Source organism: Salicola sp. AFF1, from assembly GCF_056783195.1.
On sequence record NZ_JBXAYL010000002.1, the window covers coordinates 214,003 to 231,924 of the forward strand.

Genomic DNA, 17,922 nt, shown 5'->3' on the forward strand with positions numbered 1-17,922 from the left:
GGAGATCATGGGTGAGTGACGCGACTGACGTAATCATAAGGGCAAAGGGACTGAGTCACCAGGTTGGGCTCGGGAGTGGGCGGCTCACGCTGTTGAGTGATATTGACCTTACAGTGCGCGAAGGTGAGTCGGTAGCACTCCTGGGCCGTTCCGGATCGGGCAAGACCACACTGCTTGGGCTCCTGGCGGGTCTTGACCTCCCCACCGGTGGGATTGTGGACCTGGCTGGTGAGCGCATCAGTGCCATGGATGAAGACAGTCGCGCCCGGCTTCGGGCCAACCGGGTGGGGTTTGTGTTCCAGTCATTCCAGTTGCTGCCGAGCCTGAGCGCTCTCGAGAATGTGCTGCTGCCGCTGGAACTCGGGGATGTCCAGGGCGCTTCAGGGAGGGCGAAGGAGCTGCTGGAGCGTGTCGGGCTGGGGGATCGCCTGGGGCATACCCCCCGACAGCTGTCCGGTGGCGAGCAGCAGCGGGTGGCCATCGCCCGGGCTTTCGCTGCTGATCCGGCTGTATTGTTCGCGGATGAACCCACGGGCAACCTGGATACGACCACGGGGCAGCAGATTGCGGACCTGTTGATGGCGCTCAATGCCGAGCAAGGGACCACGCTGGTACTGGTGACGCATGACGAGGAACTGGCAGGGCGCTGTAGCCGGCGGTTGCGCATGGATGCTGGCCAGTTGCTGGAGACATCAGCAGGGGCGGTTTCATGAGCGGTTTTCACCGGCTCAGCTGGCTTTCGCGGCGGGATTGGCGCCAGCGCGACGTGCGCGTGGTGCTGGCATCGCTTATGGTCGCGGTCGCTATTGTGGCGACCATCGGCCTGTTCGCAGAGCACCTGCAACGCACCCTTACCAACTCGGCAACCGAGTTCCTGGCGGCGGATCGTCAGCTCGAGGCCTCACATCCCCTGCCGGAGCGGTTTCTGCGGGAAGCGGCCAATCGTGATCTTGCCACAGCGCGCCAAATCTCGTTTGCGACCATGCTCCAGGGCGAAGAATCCATGGAGCTGGTGCGCGTCCGGGCTGTGGACGGGGATTATCCGTTGCGCGGCGAGGTGGAAATCCAGGCGACCCCTGGCGCGCCAAGACGAACGGTTGCCCATGGCCCGGGAGAAGGGGAGGTGTGGGTGAACGCGCGGCTGCTGAGATTGCTCGATGTCGAGCCGGGGGACCGGGTTGGAATAGGCGACGTGCGGCTGCGTATTGCCGGCGTGTTGGTGCGGTCACCGGATGCGGGTTTTGATCTGGCGGCGCTGGCGCCAAGGGTCATGATGCATCAGGGGGATGTGGAGGCAGCCGGTGTGGTTCAGCCGGGCAGTCGCGTGACCTACCGGCATCTGTATGCGGGTGCGGAGCCGGCTCTCAATGATTTTCACGAGTGGCTTGCGCCGAAGCTCAGTGAGGGGCAGCGCTGGCGCAGTGTGGAGGACGGCCAGGCCGGGGTGTCGCAGGCGCTGGAGCGGGCGGAACGCTTCCTGATGCTGGGCGGCAGCCTGGCGGTGTTACTGGCGGCGGTCGCGGTCGCTGTTGCAAGCCGCCAGTACGCGCTGGGCCAGCGCGACACAGTTGCACTGCTCAAGACCCTGGGGCTGGACGGCCGCACCATAAGCCGGCTCTACCTGTTGCGCCTGGGCCTCTGGGGCGTGGTCGGTACCGGCCTTGGCCTGCTGCTGGCACTGCCCCTTTTCGTGGTACTGGCCCAGGTCGCGAACCGTTTTCTGGAGACCCCGGTGGCCTGGCAGTTCAACCCGGCGGCGTTGCTGCCGGCGCTGGTCACGGCCTTCGTCGCCCTGTTTGCGTTCGCCTGGCCCCCGATCCAGCGCCTGCGGCGTGTTACCGCCATGCAGGTTCTGCGCAGCGCCCCGGGTGAGCAGGGCCGTTGGGTCCTGTTGGATCTTGTGGTCGCGGTGGTGGCCATCTTCGGGCTGTTATGGTTCTACAGTGGCGAGGTCTGGCTGGTGCTGGCGCTTCTGGGTGGGCTGGCGGCGCTGTTGGCGGTACTGGCGTTGCTTTCCGCCGCCCTGGTGAGTGTGCTGGGGCGCATTCGTGGTGGCAGTAGCGCCTGGCGGCTGGCACTGGTGGCGCTGTACCGTCACCGGCGTTCTGGATTGGCGCAGATGTCGGTCTTTGCCATGGTCCTGACGCTGGCGGCGACGCTCTTCCTGACCCGCTCCGCGCTGCTCGAGGATTGGCATCGCCAGCTGCCCGAGGACGCCCCCAACCATTTCCTGATCAATATCGCCCCGGAGAAAGTGGACAGCGTTGGGTCCTTCCTGAAAGAGCACGGCATGCGATTTGAGGCCCTGTATCCCATGGTCCGGGGTCGCCTGGTGCGGATCAATGACGAGCCGGTGAAGCAGGCGGTATCGAAGCACGAAGAGATCGGCGCCCTGAACCGCGACCTCAACCTCACCTGGATGGCGGAACTGCCTTCTGACAACCGGCTCGAAAAGGGGCAATGGTGGGATGGTACCGGCGGTGAGGGCGTGTCGGTTGAGGCCGAGCTGTTTGCGGAAATGGGGCTGTCGATCGGGGATGAGCTGACCTTTCGGATCGGTGCCCGGGAGGTGACGGCCGCAGTGCGCAGTGTGCGCCGTGTTCAGTGGGAGAGTATGCGGCCGAACTTCTTCATGGTGTTCGCGCCCGGCAAGCTGGATGGTTTCTCCGCTACCTGGCTGACCAGCTTCCACCTGGAAGAGGGGCGCAAGGATCTGCTTAATGACCTGGGGCGGCGGTTCCCGGCGGTGTCCATTCTTGAGGTGGATCATTTCATCGATCGTATACGGGGGATCATCGCCCAGGTGACGCATGCCATGGAGGCTCTGCTCGGCATGATTCTGGTATCAGCGCTGCTGGTGATGGCCGCTGTGGTCAGTGCCACCCTGGGCGCCCGACAGCGCGAGGGCGCCCTGTTGCGCACCCTCGGGGCGCGCAGGGGGCTGCTGGTGGGCAGCGGTATGCTGGAATTCGCACTCATGGGGCTGATCGCCGGTTTTCTCGGGGTTCTGGCGGCGGAGTTGGTTGTCTGGGCCCTGCAGTACCGGCTTTTTGAAGGCAGCTTCCGCCTGCACCTGGAACTCTGGCTGGTCCTGCCTGGCATCAGTGCCCTTGTCCTGTCCCTGTTGGGGCGATGGCAGCTGTCACCGGTGCTGAACGTCTCGCCCATGCTGCTGTTGCGCCGGCTTGAGGGGTAGCCCCGTGGAAAAAGTGCGACCAAGTCGTCATACTGTAAGGCGTTATTCCCCAAATTCCTGGAGGGAGAGATTCGATGAACAATGAGCAGCTTCAGGCTCTGAAGGAACAATACGTTGCCGCCGGTGGCGCGAGCCCCAACAAGCAGTTCGCGCACCACGCGGAGAACGCGCAGGTCTGGGACGCGGATGGCAAGCGCATGATCGACTTTGCAGGCGGTATCGGCGTTCTCAACCTGGGCCATCGTCATCCCCGGGTAGTGGAAGCGGTCAAGGGCCAGCTCGATAACCTGATGCACACCTGCCAGACCGTGATGCCCTACGCCCCCTATGTACAGCTGTCTGAAAAGCTGAGCCACATTACGCCGGTACGTGGTCATGGCAAGGTTTTCCTGGCCAATTCCGGCGCCGAGGCTCTGGAAAACGCCGTCAAGATCGCGCGGGCCAGCACCGGGCGGAGCAATGTCATCTGCTTTACCGGCGGCTACCACGGTCGGACTTTCATGACCATGGCGATGAACGGCAAGGTTCACCCCTATCAGACCGATTTCGGTCCCATGCCGGGCGGTGTTTTCCGGGCCCCCTACCCGGTGCCCTATCACGGCGTGAGCGAGGAAGAAGCGCTGCGTGGCCTTGAAGCCACGTTCAAAGCGGATTCAGCCCCCAAGCATACCGCGGCTATCGTGATTGAGCCGGTCCTGGGCGAGGGCGGCTTCTACGCGGCGTCACCGGAATTCCTTCAGAAGATCCGCTCCATCTGTGATGAGCACGGTATCTGTATGATCGTGGATGAAGTCCAGTCCGGTTTCGGCCGTACCGGCAAGATGTTCGCCATTGAGCACAGTGATGTTGAGCCGGACATGATGACCATGGCCAAGAGTATGGCCGATGGTATGCCCATTTCGGCCGTGGTTGGCACTGATTCCGTCATGGACAGCTCGGGAGGTAACTCCCTGGGCGGAACCTACACCGGTAACCCGCTGGCCTGTGCCGCGGCCATGGCGGCCATTGATGTGTTCGAGGAAGAGGACATTCTTGGCAAGAGCCGTGCCCTGGGCGCGCGGCTTGAGGAGCGCTTCAACGACTGGCACCGGCGCTTCCCGCACGTGGACAACGTGCGTCGCCTGGGCGCGATGGCGGCCTTTGAGCTGGTTAAGAGCCGGGATACCCATGAGCCGGACGCTGATATGGCGGCGGCCATCGTGGGCAAGGTCAAGGAAAAGGGTCTGATCCTGCTCAGTTGCGGCATGTACGGCAACACGCTGCGCTTCCTGATGCCGGTGACCATTGAGAACGACGTACTTGAGGAGGGCCTTGGCATGATCGAGGAGGCGCTGGCCGAAGTTCACGGCTGACGCGCTTTCCGGTCGATACCTGAAAAAAAGGGGCTCCTGCGGGAGCCCCTTGGTCGTTGTGGATCCTGCCTCCGGCGTTACTCCACTTCGATCTGCCGGGCGCCTCCGGTGTGTTCCGGATCGCGGCCAATGGTAACGGTCAGAACGCCGTTGCGGAACTTGGCCTTGAGATCGTCCGGCTTGGCGTCCGCCGGTAGATCAAGGATCCGTTGGAAAGCGCCATAACGGCGTTCCACGAAGTGGTAGTTGTCGTCGCTGTCGTCCCGTTCCTGTTGTTTCTCGCCCCGGATGACCAGCGCATCGCCATCCACTTCCACCTTCACGTCGTCCTTTTCGACACCAGGCATGTCAATGTGAAGGGTGTAGTGGTCCTGGTTCTCCTTAATGTCCACCGATGGCCGGAAGAATCCTTCATCAAGGTTCCCGCCGCTCAGTGGCCAGGGAGAAAGTCCGAATTGGCGATAGAAATCGTCAAAGAGCCGGTCCATCCGGTTATGCAGGCTCATGACCGGGTCGCCACTTGAAACGGGTTGGGTATTTCCCTCCCGGTTGGCCGGCATGGTATTCATCTGCTGCTGTTCGCGGGCCTGCTCCTGTTCCTTTCTGAACCAGTTCCAGGGGGACATTTTTTTCAGGTCCATCAGCATCACCTCCTCTACGTAATTCGTCATCATCTTCTATCCTTAGATGTGCAGAGCGTAGACCGCTGTTTCAAGGGGCGGCCTGTACACCCGGCGGCTCCACCGGTTAAGGTTCCAGGCCGTCTTGTATACCCATTCACAGGGCATCACAGGAGGATCGCGTGACAAGCTGGCTGATGGCACTGATGGCATTTGCCGTCTTTTTTCTGGGTTACCGTTATTATTCCCGTTTCCTTGCTGAACGTCTGTTCCAGCTGAGTCCGGATTACCGGACACCGGCGCGGCGTTATGAGGATGGAGTGGACTTCGTGCCCACCAATAAGTTCATCCTCTGGGGCCATCACTTCACTTCCGTGGCGGGGGCTGCCCCGATCATTGGGCCGGCTATTGCCATGATCTGGGGCTGGGGACCGGCCCTGGCATGGGTGTTGATCGGCACTGTCTTCATGGCCGGGATCCATGACTTCGGAACGCTCTGGGCTTCGGTCCGCAACCGCGGCCAGTCGGTGGGTGTGATTGCCCGCAATGTCATCAGCCCGCGTGCGCTGATGCTGTTCCTGCTGATCATCTTCTTCCTTCTGCTGATGGTGAACGCGGTCTTTGCCGTGGCCATCGGAACCCTCTTTTCCTCCTTTCCGGAGAGCGTGCTGCCATACTGGCTTCAGATTCCGATCGCCATCACCATTGGGTTCCTGGTCTATCGTCGTCACTGGCATATAGTGGTGCCGTCGCTGGTGGGGCTGGTTGTGCTGTTGTTCCTGGTCTATGCGGGCACACTGGCCCCCCTTGAGCTGCCGAAAGAAATGGGCGGCTATTCCAGCACGGCCTGGTGGGTCCTGATCATGCTGGGCTATGGCGCCATCGCATCACGCCTGCCGGTCTGGCTGCTCCTTCAGCCAAGGGATTTCATCAATTCCCATCTTCTGTTCATCTGCCTTGCCCTGGTTTATCTGGGCGTTTTTGTGGGGCGGCCTGAGATTGTGGCGCCCATGTACAACACTGCCGTACCCGAGGATGCACCGCCCATTCTGCCGCTGTTGTTCGTCACCATTGCCTGCGGTGCGATTTCCGGATTCCATGGGCTGGTCAGTTCCGGGACCTCCGCCAAGCAGCTGCGCCATGAGACGGATGCCCGTTTCGTGGGATACCTGGGCTCTACCGGCGAGGGGCTGCTGGCAGTTGCGGCCATACTCGCCACAGCGGCGGGCTTTGGCAGCGTTGCGGAATGGAACAGCCATTACGGTTCCTGGGCCGAGGCCAGCAGTCAGGGCATTGCGGCTTTCGTTGAGGGCGCTGGTAACCACGTGAACAACCTCGGCATTCCGGTAGAGGTGGCCACCACCTTCATGTCGATGATGGTGGTGGCCTTTGCCGCCACTACCCTGGACACCAGCATGCGGCTGCAGCGCTTCATCCTGGGTGAGATCGGCCGCCAGTACCGTTTGCCGGCGCTGGGCAACATCAACTTTGCGACTGTGCTGGTATTTCTGAGCTGTGCCGCCCTGGCGTTCTTTGCGGACCCCTCCAATCCGGGGGCTGGCGGCATGGTACTGTGGCCGCTTTTCGGGACCACCAACCAGCTGACGGCCGGGCTCTCGCTGCTGGTATTGACGCTGATTCTGTGGCACCTGGGGCGACCCATCATCTACAGCCTGGTGCCTTTCCTGTTTGTGGGCGTCATGACCGCCTGGAGCATGATCATCAATATCGGCAATTTCCTGCGGGATGGCAACATGCTGCTGGTGGTGATCGGCGGCCTCATCTTTGTACTCAACATCTGGTTGGTTCTGGAGGGGGTCAACGCGGTACGCCAGAAGCGTGAGCCGGCCCAGCTGGTGGATTCCAATGATGATTAGGGAAGGGATCCGGCGCCTGCTCGCGTTCTATGACGAGATGTACCAGGCGCCCTATCGCCGGATTGAGCGCCGTGCCCAGCGCCGCAAGGACGATCTGTTCCGTCTCATGGTCCTGTCCGAGTCGCTCGGGGTCCCCAATCCCGCCGCGTTCTACACGCTTGAGCTGGTGCCTTTCATGCTGGAGGACTTCCATGACTGGCACCAGCGCATGGGAATGGAACACTCCCCGCTGGAGGGCATCCGTTGCTGCTAGGGCGTTTGTTCCGGAAACGATCCGAGCCGGTGGCTACCGGGGAGGGCGCCTCCCTGGTGTTCCTGGGCGGCAAGGGCGGGGTCGGTAAGACCACCTGTGCCTCGGCCTACGCGCTCGCCAGGGCCCGCGAAGGGGAACAGGTGCTGGTCATTTCCACCGACCCGGCCCATTCCCTGGGCGACCTGTGGCTCGTCTCGCTGGGGGATGGACCCCGACCGGTGGCCAGGGGCGTGCAGGCACTGGAACTGGATCCGGCCCAGGCCCTGGAGCGTTACATCAACCAGGTCCGTGAGAACCTGAGGGATCTGGCCAGCCCGGAAGTGCGCGAGGCGGCGGAACACCAGGCCTCGCTGGCTGCCGGGGCCCCAGGGGCCGAAGAGGCCGCGTTGCTGGATGAACTGGTGCGCGTGACCCTGGACAATGAACACGAGTATGACCGGATCGTGTTCGATACGGCGCCCACTGGTCACACGCTCCAGTTACTCCAGCTTCCGGAAGTGATGCGGAGCTGGACGGACGCCCTGTTGGCAAAACGCCGTGAGGCCGTGGACACCAGCAGTGCCCTCCAGGGGGAGGAAGGGCGTCCGGAGGACCGGGCCGCGCGGATACTGGCTGCGCGGCGGGACCGCTATACGGCCATGCGGGACCGGCTCCGGGATCCCAACCGGACCCGGTTCATCCCGGTCCTGAACCCGGATCGCCTGTCGCGGGAAGAAACCCGGCGCATGGTGGCCACCCTGGGTGAGGTGAACGTCCGGGTGGACACCCTGATCCTCAACCGCATTCTGCCCGAGAGCGCGGACGGTGACTTTGCCCGCCAGCGGCGTGCCTCGGAAGCGGAGCACATTGCCGCAACCCGCAATGCCTTTCCTCGCCTGAAGATGGTTCAGCTGCCCCTGGCCACGACCGATATCAGTCGTGGCCAGGGGCTTGAAGAACTGGCCGAGGCGCTCTAGGCCCAGGCCTTCTCCAGGACCGCGCGGGCATCCTCGAGTGATGCCTCCTTGGGGTTGAACATGATGGAGCCATCGTCGATGGCCATCTGTGCGATCCGGTCCAGCTGGCCCTTTTCCACCTTGCCGGTTTCCTGAAGCGTGCGCGGCAGCTGGCAGTGACGGTGGAGGTCGTCGCGCAGTTTCCGGATGGTCGCGATGGATTCCTCGGCGCGCTGGCTCTTCGGCGTCATGGCGTAGATTTCGGGGCCCGCCAGGTGCAGCAGCAGCTCGCTTAATGGTTCACGGATTGCTTCCAGGTTGTATTCCAGCACATAGGGCAGGAACAGGCTCATACACAGGCCGTGAGGCAGGTGGCAGGCGGCGCCCAGTGAGTGCCCCAATGCGTGAACCAGCCCCACCATGGAGTTGGAGAAGGCGATGCCGGCCATGGTCGAGGCCTGGGCCAGCTCCAGGCGACGCTCGGCATCGTCTGGTTTGTCCATCACCTTCAGCAGGTTGTTGCTGATCTTCTTGATCGCTGCCGCTGCATAGGCGTCGCTGAGTGGGTTCTTGGCCAGACAGGTAAAGGCCTCCACGGAATGGGTCATGGCGTCCATGGCGGTGGCCGCGGTTACCTGTGGCGGCAGGGTGAGCGTCATGCGCGGATCGATCACTGCGGCATCCGGCAGCATGAAACCAGAGGCAAAAGGCAGCTTGACTTCCTTCTCGGTGTCCGCGATCACGGCTACGTTGGTAACCTCGGAGCCGGTGCCCGCCGTGGTCGGAATGACGATGAACGGCTTGAGGGGCCGTTTGAGGACGCCGGAACCGGCGTATTGGGCGATGTCGTCGCCACCCTCGGAAACCAGGATGTTCACGGCCTTGGCGGTGTCGATCGGCGAGCCCCCGCCGATGGCCAGGATGCCGTCGCATTGCTGCTTGCGGTATTCCTGGGCGATGGCGGTGACGGTCTGTTTGGAGGAATCGGAGGGGACGTCGTCATAGACGACGGTGATGTCCATGCCACCTTCCTCGCACGCCGCCAGGACCTTGTCCAGAAGGCCCGCGTTACGCACGCCCTTGTCGGTGACGACCATGGGCCGCTCCACCGCGCGCGAACTGAACTCGTAGGGCAGGTGCTCCAGTGCCGCCTGGCCGGCGATGACCTTGACCGGACAGAAGAATTCGTAATAGCTCATGATGACCTCACGGTGTCCACAAAATTCATTGCCACTTTCAGATAGATCCGGGCCGCGCTGAAGACTTTCTCGGGCAGCCCCAGATCATCCGGGTATTCCTTCACCGCGCGTGACGCCACCAGCCGCGGCAGGATAAAGGTCTCAAGGCGGTTGAGAACGCGCGTCATGCGCACGGCGTACCCCAGGTCACCGTCCACGACCATGCGATCGTTGGCGAAGGACTGGGCGGTTTTTTCCTGGAACGACAGCACCAGGAAGGCGTGATGCAGGTGTTTGAACTGGATGCTCAGGTCCGGGCGCTGGGCGATGTTCCCGCCGAGATACTGGAGGCTGCCGTCGCCCTGTCTGCGCATGTAGAGGGCGGGACCTTTCGGCATCACCTGCATGGAGAAAAGAAAACCGTTGGGGAGCGCGGCCACTTCATTGCGCACCCGGTCGTCTACCTCACTGATGGCTTCCAGGGCGCGACCGACGACGTCCAGCATCAGCTGGACATAGGCGCGCTTGGCCTGTGAAGCCAGGGGTCTCAAACGTTCTCGAACCATTGTGATCGATTCCCTGAGTCATAGAGCGGTTGCGGTTTGAACGTGGTAGGCTACGCCACCGTGCGCGGGCCCACCTGAAGAATTGTTCGACGCCTGTTGTATCACAGCGCCTGAGTTGATGACAGGGTATCCAGAACGGGAGGAGAAGCCATTGGCAGAAACGGCATCAGCCCCGATTTCCGGGTTGCAGTATTGGGAGCGCCGCACCAGCGCGGGGCACCTGGTGACAGGCTGGCATTCGCAGCCCAGTAACCGGCCGGTGGTGCATTTCATCCACGGCAATGGTTACAACGGCCTGGTCTATCTGCCGCTTCTGGAGCGCCTTGCCAGGGATTATGACCTCTTCCTGAGCGATATCCAGGGCCATGGAGCCAGCGAGGCCAATGGGGATTTTCTGGGGTGGAACCGGACCTCGGAGCTGTGCGAAGAAACCTGGCGGGCGTTCGCTCACCTCTGGAGTGGCCAGCGCCATTACGCCATGGGCCACAGCTTTGGCGGCATCATGAGCCTGTTGATGATGGATCGCGACCCGGCCCTGTTTGACCAGGCAGTGCTTCTGGATCCAATCATCTTTACGCGGCGGATGCTGTGGGTGATGCGCATTGGCACCTGGCTGGGACTCTGGCAGAACAATGGCTTTTCCAGGCGGACGCGGCAGCGCCGACGCGTATGGCCGAACCGCGCCGCCGCCCTTGAAAGCCTGGAGGGGCGGGGTATGTTCAAGGGCTGGACACCGGAGGCGCTTCGGGCCTATGTGGATCACGCTCTGGAGGAGCGCAGTGGCGAGGTGGCGCTGCGGTGCCCGCCGGAACTGGAAGCAGCCATCTTTGCCGGTTATCCAGCTGGGTTGTGGCGGGCCATGAAGAAGCTGCGTACGCCCACCCATGTCATCCACGGTGACAGCACCTACGATTTTGTGCGTGAGTCCGTGGCACGGTGGGTGAGCTTCAACCCGCATGTAAGTGCGGAGTCACTGCCGGGGGGGCATTGCTTTATGCAGCAGACCCCGGAAACCGCCGTTGAACGGGTACGGGCGGCGTTAGCCCCCGTTCAGTGACTCCAGGCGCTGGCGGGCACGTTCTCCGATTTTCCCTTCGTCCTGCGCGGCCTTCTTGTAGTACCGGCGGGCGTCGCTGGTCTGGCCCTGGGCGGCGACGGCGTCACCCAGCCCCAGGTAGGCGATACTGGTTGGAACCACTTCCAGTGAGGCCTTAAGGTCACGCTCCGCAGCCTCGAAATCCTGAAGCTCCTGGTGGGTCAGCCCACGGCCGATGCGGTAGCTGAACATTGCCGGGTACAGCTCTACCGCCTGGTTGTAGGATGTCAGTGCGGCTTCGGGCTTGTCCTGCTGTCTGCGGATGTCCGCGCGCAGATTATGGAAGGCGGCTTCATCGGGGACCTGCTTGATCGCCTGCTCCAGTAGCGCCAGGGCCTGTTCCGAATCACCCTCGCCGGCCGCCTTGCGCGCCCGCCTGTAGGCTTCGTAGGCATCAGCGCTTTCCCGCAAACCGGCGGTCATGTGCTGGTAGCGCTCTTCCCCAAAGCGGCCCTGGCGGCCCAGTTTATCCGCGATCCGACGGTTGGCTTCCACCCGCTTCTGGGAGGGTGGATGGGAGCGGAAAAGCCCGGTAACAAAGTTGCTCTGTTCCTTCTCCGAGAGCTTTACGAAGACCTGCTGGAGCTGGACGGCGGCTTCCGGGTTGTAGCCGGCCTCGGCCATGTACTGCATGCCGTAGCGGTCGGACTCCAGTTCGTGGCTGCGACTGTATTGCGCCATGATCAGCTGGGACCCCAGGGCGGCGCCCCCCATCACCAGACCGGCGTATTCGTTGTCGCTCAGGCCCAGGCCGATCCCGATGCCGGCCACGCCTAGATTGATCAGGGTGCCACGCTGCATGCGCTGGGCGCTGTGGCGGGCGGCCGCGTGCACGATCTCATGCCCCATGACCGCCGCCAGCTGCGCCTCGTTCTCGAGCTCGGTGAGCAGTCCCCGGTTGATTGCGATCTTGCCCCCGGGCAGGGCCCAGGCATTGGGGACGCCGCTGTTGATGACGGTGAACTCATAGGGGAGGTCGGGGCGGTCACTGACTTCCGCCAGTGACTGGCCCACTTGCGCGACGTAATTGTTGAGTTCCTTGTCGCGGTAGTAGCGCCCGCCCTGGGTCTGGACCGTGGGCTGGTACTGCTGTCGGCCTATCTTGAGTTCATCGGATTCCGACACCAGGCGCAGTTCGCGCTCACCTGTGACCGGGTTGACGCCACAGCCGGTGGTGGCAAGCACGGAAAGCATCAGGGCCAGAAGGATGGGGGCGTGGGTAAGACGCCGCATGGTCGGGGTACCTCGTCTGTGAATGGGGTCGTGTTTTCGTTATAGTGCGCTGGATTCCGTGCAGATTGCAAAAATGCCATGAATGATGAAACCCTTTTTGGCAGGGTCTCGCGCTTCATCGGGACACTGCGTCACTGCCAGCATCTGGGCATCCGGCCCCTGTCGGCTACGGACAACGAGCTTGTTGTGGAGCTGCCCTATTCCCAGGCCATTGTGGGCAACCCTGAAACCGGCGTGATTCATGGGGGAGCGATAACCACTCTGATGGACACCGCGTCCGGAACAGTGGTGATCTGCGCGCTGCCCGAGTTTGAGCTGTGCCCCACGCTCGATCTGCGGGTCGATTATATGCGGGCCGCCGAGCCCGGACACCCGGTTTACGCACGTGCGAGGGCCTATCGGGTGACCAACAACATCGTGTTCACCCGCTGCGAGACCTACCAGGCCGATCCCGAACAGACCATTGCCCACTGTGTGGGCACCTTCATGCGGATTGGCCCGGACGCGACGCCCAAGGCCTATCGCGACCTGATCACGGGAGGGTCGGACGAATGAGTCTGTCCGATGAGATGCGGGAAGCGCTTCAGCAAGGGGATTACCAGGCCCTGATCCAGGCCGTCCCCTATGCGTGCACTTTGGGAATGGAATGCGAGACCTTCGGCGACGAAGTGGTCTTCCGGCTGCCGCGTAGCGATGACAACCTGGGTAACCCCATACTGCCCGCCATCCACGGAGGCGTGATTGGCGGCTTCCTGGAGATGGCCGCCATGATCTCGCTGATGATGTCCCAGGAGACGCCACGACTGCCCCGGATCGTGGATTTCTCCCTGGATTATCTGCGTGCCGGGCTGGACAGGGACACGTTCTGTGAATGCCACCTGACCCGCCAGGGCAATCGGGTGGCGAACGTGATTGTCACCGCCTGGCAGCAGTCACGGCGTAAGCCCATCGCCACGGCCCGGGCGCATTTCATCATGGACTGATGCGACAGGGTGGCCCTTGAAATCTGTCGCGCTGCCCCAAGATTGGGCGCTACCAACCGATTCAAGCAGGCATCAACCATGAAGGAGTGCGGCGCGTCATGACTGCCGAAGCACAGAAAGAAACGCTTGGTTTCCAGACCGAGGTCAAGCAGCTTCTCAACATCGTTATCAATTCGCTCTACTCGAACCGGGAGGTCTTTCTGCGCGAACTGATCTCCAACGCCTCGGACGCCGAGGACAAGCTGCGGTTCGAGTCGCTGTCCAAGCCGGAGCTTCTGGAAGAGGATCCGGACCTGGCCATCCACCTCAGCTATGACCAGGAAGCCGGAACCATCACCATCCGGGATAACGGCATTGGCATGAGCCGTGACGAGGTGATCGAGAACCTGGGCACCATCGCCAAGTCCGGAACCTCTGACTTCCTCAACCAGCTCACCGGTGACCAGCAGAAGGACGCCAAGCTGATCGGCCAGTTCGGGGTGGGCTTCTACTCCTCCTTCATCGTGGCGGACCAGGTGGACGTTGTAACCCGCAAGGCGGATGCGGACCCGTCGGAAGGCGTTCACTGGGTCTCCAGTGGCGATGGCCAGTTCACGATCGAACAGGTGCCGGATGCACCGCGCGGGACCACGGTGACGCTGCACCTTAGAGAGGATGCGAAGGATTTTGCGGACGGCCACCGTCTGCGCCATCTGGTCAAGAAGTACTCCGACCACATTTCCTTCCCGGTTCGTATGCCACCGGAACCGACCGGCGAAGAAGAGGAAAATCAGGAGGATCAGCCAGCCGAGGAAACCGTCAACGAGGCGACAGCGCTGTGGACACGGCCTCGCAATGAGATCAGCGAGGACGAGTACAAGGCGTTCTACAAGCACATCGCCCATGACTTTGAGGACCCGCTGACCTGGTCCCATAACCGGGTGGAAGGTTCGCTGGATTACACCAGCCTGCTCTACATCCCGGGCCGGGCGCCCTTTGACCTGTACAACCGGGACGCTTCCCGTGGGCTTAAGCTGTACGTCCAGCGTGTATTCATCATGGACGACGCGGAGCAGTTCCTGCCGCTGTACCTGCGGTACGTGCGGGGCGTGATCGACAGCAATGACCTCTCGCTCAACGTCTCGCGCGAGATCCTGCAGAACGACAGCACCGTTGAGAGCATCCGTACCGCGTTGACCAAGCGGGTTCTGGACATGCTCAAGAAGCTGGCCAACAACGATCCCGAGAAATACCAGCAGTTCTGGGACCAGTTCGGTCAGGTTCTGAAGGAAGGTCCTGCGGAAGACTTCGGGAATCGCGAGAAGATTCTGCCGTTGCTGCGCTTTGCGTCCACGCATACCGGCGAGGCCACCCAGAATGTCTCGTTGGATGACTATGTGGCGCGCATGAAGGAAGGCCAGGAGAAGATCTACTTCCTGACCGCGGATTCCCATCAGGCGGCCAAGGCCAGTCCGCACCTGGAAATCTTCCGCAAGAAGGGCATCGAGGTACTGCTGCTGTCCGACCGCATCGACGAGTGGATGATGGGGTATCTCAGCGAGTACGAAGGCAAGCACCTGCAGGATATCTCCCGCGGTGAACTGGATCTGGACGAGATCGAATCCGAGGAGGAAAAGAAGGAACAGGAGCAGGCCTCCGAGGAGCACAAGGACCTCGTTGAGCGTATCCAGAAGGTTCTGTCCGACCGGGTGAAGGAAGTGAAGGTGACCAAGCGTCTGACCGAATCGCCGGCATGCCTGGCCGTTGGCGATTACGACATGGGTCATCAGATGCGCAAGATCATGGAGGCGGCAGGGCAGCCGGTTCCCGAGTCCAAGCCGATCTTCGAGATCAATGTGGATCATCCGCTGTTGCAGCGGCTCGAAAAAGAGCAGGGCGAAGAGCGCTTCTCGGACCTGACCCAGGTGATCTTCGACCAGGCCACGTTGGCCAGTGGTCAGGAGATCGAGGATCCGGGCACCTATGTGTCCCGCCTCAACCGTCTCCTGCTGGAACTGGCGGAGTAAGCCGGAGGCAGCATGGCCGGGGAGTCAGTGATCGTCGATGTGGTGATCCACCGGGATGACTGGCTCCGGGTCTACGAAGGGACCGCCTGGCGCGTCTGGGTAAGGGCGCGCGATGGGCGGTCTGTTGTGTTTCCCGCCCGTATCCTGTAGCCGTGGATGGAGCATGATGGTGTCTTCGGCAGTTTCATGATCCATTACGATGGTGAAGGCAGGTTCCATTCCGTGGAAAAGGTCGGTGACGTTCCACGCGATACACCGCCGTCCCCCATTGGGTAGCTGGCGCTTCTGTCAGGCCCGTGTTTCAGCGGTTGACGTGGAAGTGCTGCTCCAGCGCATCAAATACCCGTTCCGGGTACCATGTCTTGCCCGTGCTTCCATTGTATCGCGCTAGAGCTTTTGCCAGGTTGCCGTCTTCCTTGTCCACGTAGTGCGCCAGAATGGTGGTGCCATAGACCAGGTTGGTCTCGATCTTGGTGAGGTTGTCATCGGGGCGGCCGATTTCTTCCTTCCAGAAGGGCATGACCTGCATCAGCCCCTGGGCACCCACGGGCGAGATGGCGAACCGGTCAAAGCCGCTTTCCACCTGGATCACGGCCAGGACCACTTCCGGGGACAGGCCGCGGCGGCTGGCCTCACGGTGAACCAGTCGCAGGATCCGCAGGCGCCGCTCATGGTCATCAAGCCAGCGCTCGGTGCGGCCCGACATATCCACCAGCCAGACTTCGGCATCGAACCGGTCCTCAAAACTGTCTGAGGCCTTGACGGCCTCGCGAAGCTTGGCTCGCAGCTCCGGGTCCGGCTCGGTCGTGGTTGCGGCCTGGGAGAGACCAGCCAGCGCCAGGCACAAGCCAAGAACGACGGCGCGGAACATGAAACGCATACCCTGAACCCTAGTTCGCGATGACCTGAGCTGCCAGGAAACGGATGATGTCATCCACCGCTACGTCCTGCTTGTCCGCATCACTGCGGCCCTTGTATTCATAGGTTCCGGCTTCCAGGCCACGGTCACTGATGACCACCCGGTGCGGGATGCCGATCAGCTCCATGTCCGCGAACTTGACGCCTGGGCGCTCTTTACGGTCATCGAGCAGCACGTCGTAGCCGGTCTGGTTCAGCTGCTCATACAGTTTTTCCGCAGCCTGGGCTACGCGCTCGGATTTGTGACCGTTGAGGGTAACAATGGCGATCTCGAACGGGGCAATCGCGGTGGGCCAGGTAATACCGCTGTCGTCGTGATTCTGCTCGATGGCGGCGGCAACCAGGCGGGAGACGCCAATGCCATAGCAGCCCATGTCCATGGCAACGGACTTGCCGTTCTCGTCCAGGACAGTGGCGTTCATGGCCTCGCTGTACTTGCGGCCCAGCTTGAACACATGGCCCACCTCAATGCCGCGCTGGATTTCCAGCAAGCCCTGGCCATCCGGGCTGGGATCGCCTTCCTCCACCTCCCGCAGGTCGGCGGTTTCACCCAGTGCCACGTCCCGCTCCCAGTTAACGCCGGTGAGGTGATAGCCCGTGCGGTTGGCGCCACAGACAAAGTCGGCCAGGTGCGCGGCGGCGTGATCCACGACCATGGGCACTTTCAGCCCGACCGGACCGATGGAGCCCGCATCCGCGCCCTGTGCCTTGCGGATCTCCTCATCACTGGCCATGGTCAGCGGCTCCGCCACTTCAGGGCGCCGTTCCGCCTTGAGGTCGTTCAGGCTGTGGTCACCCCGCATGACCAATGCCACCAGTGGCTGTTCTTTGCTGTCTTCATCGTTCTTCGGCGCGTGGACCAGTAGGGTCTTCAGTACACGATCCGGCGTGGTGCTCAGGAAACCGGCCACCTGTTCGATGGTGGTCTGGTCCGGCGTCGCCACTTCGTCCATGGCCTGGGTGGCGGCGGGGCGCTCGCCCTCAGGGGGCAGCGCCTCGGCGAGTTCGGTGTTGGCCGCGTAGTCGCTCTGGGAGCTGAACGCGATGGCGTCTTCCCCGGAGCTGGCCAGTACGTGGAACTCCTGGGACTTGCTGCCGCCAATGGCACCGGAGTCCGCCTCCACCGCACGGAATTCCAGGCCCAGGCGACGGAAGATGGCACTATAGGTCTGGACCATGAGCTGGTAGCTCTTGTCCAGTGATTCCGGATCGGCGTGAAAGGAATAGGCGTCCTTCATCAGGAATTCACGGGAGCGCATGACGCCGAAGCGGGGGCGGCGCTCATCCCGGAACTTCGTCTGGATCTGGTAGAAGTTCGCCGGCAGGTCCCGGTAGCTCTTGAGTTCGTTCCGGGCGATGTCGGTAATCACTTCCTCGTGGGTGGGGCCATAACAGAAATCGCGTTCATGGCGGTCCTTCAGCCGCAGCAGTTCGTCGCCGTATTCGCTCCAGCGCCCGCTCTCCTGCCACAGCTCGGCGGGCTGGATGGCCGGCATCAACACTTCCTGGGCACCGGCGCGGTCCATCTCCTCACGGACGATCCGCTCGACCTTGCGTAGAACGCGCAGCCCAAGTGGCAGCCAGGTATAGAGGCCGCCGGCGAGGCGGCGGATCATGCCGGCCCGCAGCATCAGCTGATGACTGACGATCTCGGCGTCCGCGGGGGTTTCCTTGAGGGTGGCGATCAGGTACTGGCTTGCGCGCATAGG

The 17,922-nt window shown here is 62.3% G+C and carries 17 protein-coding genes; 11 read left to right on the forward strand and 6 right to left on the reverse strand.

Going from position 1 to position 17,922, the window contains the following annotated elements; genetic code table 11:
• Positions 1–11: 11 nt before the first annotated feature.
• The 3 genes from AC1RQI_RS02340 (at position 12) to gabT (ending at position 4,548) form a co-directional block, all read left to right on the forward strand.
• Positions 12–713, forward strand: coding sequence for an ABC transporter ATP-binding protein (locus AC1RQI_RS02340; RefSeq protein ID WP_481903512.1), 702 nt, complete (start codon positions 12–14; stop codon positions 711–713).
• A complete protein-coding gene (locus AC1RQI_RS02345; RefSeq protein WP_481903513.1) occupies positions 710–3,196 on the forward strand; it encodes an ABC transporter permease in 2,487 nt (828 codons plus the stop codon). Before AC1RQI_RS02340 ends, AC1RQI_RS02345 begins: the two co-directional genes overlap by 4 nt.
• A gap of 74 nt (positions 3,197–3,270) precedes the next feature.
• Positions 3,271–4,548 (forward strand): 4-aminobutyrate--2-oxoglutarate transaminase, encoded by a 1,278-nt coding sequence (gene gabT / locus AC1RQI_RS02350; RefSeq protein WP_416634995.1) that lies wholly within the window; start codon positions 3,271–3,273, stop codon positions 4,546–4,548.
• Positions 4,549–4,625: 77 nt separating this feature from the next.
• On the opposite strand, the gene AC1RQI_RS02355 is transcribed toward gabT, so the two are convergent.
• Positions 4,626–5,222, reverse strand: coding sequence for an Hsp20/alpha crystallin family protein (locus AC1RQI_RS02355; RefSeq protein ID WP_416634994.1), 597 nt, complete (start codon positions 5,220–5,222; stop codon positions 4,626–4,628).
• A gap of 128 nt (positions 5,223–5,350) precedes the next feature.
• Between AC1RQI_RS02355 and AC1RQI_RS02360 the strand changes: the two genes are divergently transcribed.
• From AC1RQI_RS02360 to AC1RQI_RS02370, 3 genes are read left to right on the forward strand one after another with little or no spacing between them, the layout of a single operon-like run.
• Positions 5,351–7,045 (forward strand): carbon starvation CstA family protein, encoded by a 1,695-nt coding sequence (locus tag AC1RQI_RS02360; protein ID WP_416634993.1) that lies wholly within the window; start codon positions 5,351–5,353, stop codon positions 7,043–7,045.
• A complete protein-coding gene (locus tag AC1RQI_RS02365; RefSeq protein WP_416634992.1) occupies positions 7,035–7,298 on the forward strand; it encodes a cory-CC-star protein in 264 nt (87 codons plus the stop codon). Before AC1RQI_RS02360 ends, AC1RQI_RS02365 begins: the two co-directional genes overlap by 11 nt.
• On the forward strand, positions 7,289–8,254 hold the full coding sequence (locus tag AC1RQI_RS02370) for an ArsA family ATPase (RefSeq protein WP_481903514.1): 966 nt from the start codon (positions 7,289–7,291) through the stop codon (positions 8,252–8,254). Before AC1RQI_RS02365 ends, AC1RQI_RS02370 begins: the two co-directional genes overlap by 10 nt.
• On the opposite strand, the gene AC1RQI_RS02375 is transcribed toward AC1RQI_RS02370, so the two are convergent.
• Together AC1RQI_RS02375 and AC1RQI_RS02380 are read right to left on the reverse strand one after the other, a co-directional pair.
• On the reverse strand, positions 8,251–9,432 hold the full coding sequence (locus AC1RQI_RS02375; RefSeq protein WP_416634990.1) for an iron-containing alcohol dehydrogenase: 1,182 nt from the start codon (positions 9,430–9,432) through the stop codon (positions 8,251–8,253). The genes AC1RQI_RS02370 and AC1RQI_RS02375 overlap by 4 nt on opposite strands.
• The gene (locus AC1RQI_RS02380; RefSeq protein WP_416634989.1) at positions 9,429–9,977 is read right to left on the reverse strand and encodes a hypothetical protein; all 549 of its coding nucleotides are present in this window, start codon (positions 9,975–9,977) and stop codon (positions 9,429–9,431) included. The genes AC1RQI_RS02375 and AC1RQI_RS02380 overlap by 4 nt, the downstream gene beginning before the upstream one ends.
• A 151-nt stretch (positions 9,978–10,128) precedes the next feature.
• Here AC1RQI_RS02380 and AC1RQI_RS02385 point away from each other — a divergent pair, with 151 nt between their 5' ends.
• On the forward strand, positions 10,129–11,034 hold the full coding sequence (locus AC1RQI_RS02385; protein WP_481903515.1) for an alpha/beta fold hydrolase: 906 nt from the start codon (positions 10,129–10,131) through the stop codon (positions 11,032–11,034).
• On the opposite strand, the gene AC1RQI_RS02390 is transcribed toward AC1RQI_RS02385, so the two are convergent.
• Entirely contained in the window at positions 11,017–12,306 is a 1,290-nt protein-coding gene (locus AC1RQI_RS02390) for a M48 family metalloprotease (RefSeq protein ID WP_481903516.1), read from the reverse strand. The genes AC1RQI_RS02385 and AC1RQI_RS02390 overlap by 18 nt on opposite strands.
• Positions 12,307–12,384: 78 nt before the next feature.
• Here AC1RQI_RS02390 and AC1RQI_RS02395 point away from each other — a divergent pair, with 78 nt between their 5' ends.
• The 4 genes from AC1RQI_RS02395 to AC1RQI_RS02410 all read left to right on the forward strand — a co-directional run bounded on the left by AC1RQI_RS02395 (position 12,385) and on the right by AC1RQI_RS02410 (position 15,445).
• Positions 12,385–12,861: a PaaI family thioesterase gene (locus AC1RQI_RS02395; protein WP_481903517.1), complete on the forward strand. Its 477-nt coding sequence runs from the start codon at positions 12,385–12,387 to the stop codon at positions 12,859–12,861.
• Complete coding sequence (locus AC1RQI_RS02400; RefSeq protein ID WP_416634985.1) at positions 12,858–13,289, forward strand: PaaI family thioesterase; 432 nt, start codon at positions 12,858–12,860, stop codon at positions 13,287–13,289. Before AC1RQI_RS02395 ends, AC1RQI_RS02400 begins: the two co-directional genes overlap by 4 nt.
• A gap of 98 nt (positions 13,290–13,387) precedes the next feature.
• A complete protein-coding gene (gene htpG / locus AC1RQI_RS02405) occupies positions 13,388–15,295 on the forward strand; it encodes a molecular chaperone HtpG (protein WP_416634984.1) in 1,908 nt (635 codons plus the stop codon).
• A gap of 12 nt (positions 15,296–15,307) precedes the next feature.
• The gene (locus AC1RQI_RS02410) at positions 15,308–15,445 is read left to right on the forward strand and encodes a DUF2835 family protein (RefSeq protein ID WP_481903518.1); all 138 of its coding nucleotides are present in this window, start codon (positions 15,308–15,310) and stop codon (positions 15,443–15,445) included.
• A 151-nt stretch (positions 15,446–15,596) separates the two neighbouring features.
• Here the strand turns inward: AC1RQI_RS02410 and AC1RQI_RS02415 are convergent, their stop codons facing one another.
• Together AC1RQI_RS02415 and AC1RQI_RS02420 are read right to left on the reverse strand one after the other, a co-directional pair.
• Positions 15,597–16,175, reverse strand: coding sequence for a lytic transglycosylase domain-containing protein (locus AC1RQI_RS02415; RefSeq protein WP_481903519.1), 579 nt, complete (start codon positions 16,173–16,175; stop codon positions 15,597–15,599).
• Positions 16,176–16,185: 10 nt separating this feature from the next.
• Positions 16,186–17,919: a proline--tRNA ligase gene (locus AC1RQI_RS02420; protein WP_481903520.1), complete on the reverse strand. Its 1,734-nt coding sequence runs from the start codon at positions 17,917–17,919 to the stop codon at positions 16,186–16,188.
• Positions 17,920–17,922 lie beyond the last annotated feature (3 nt).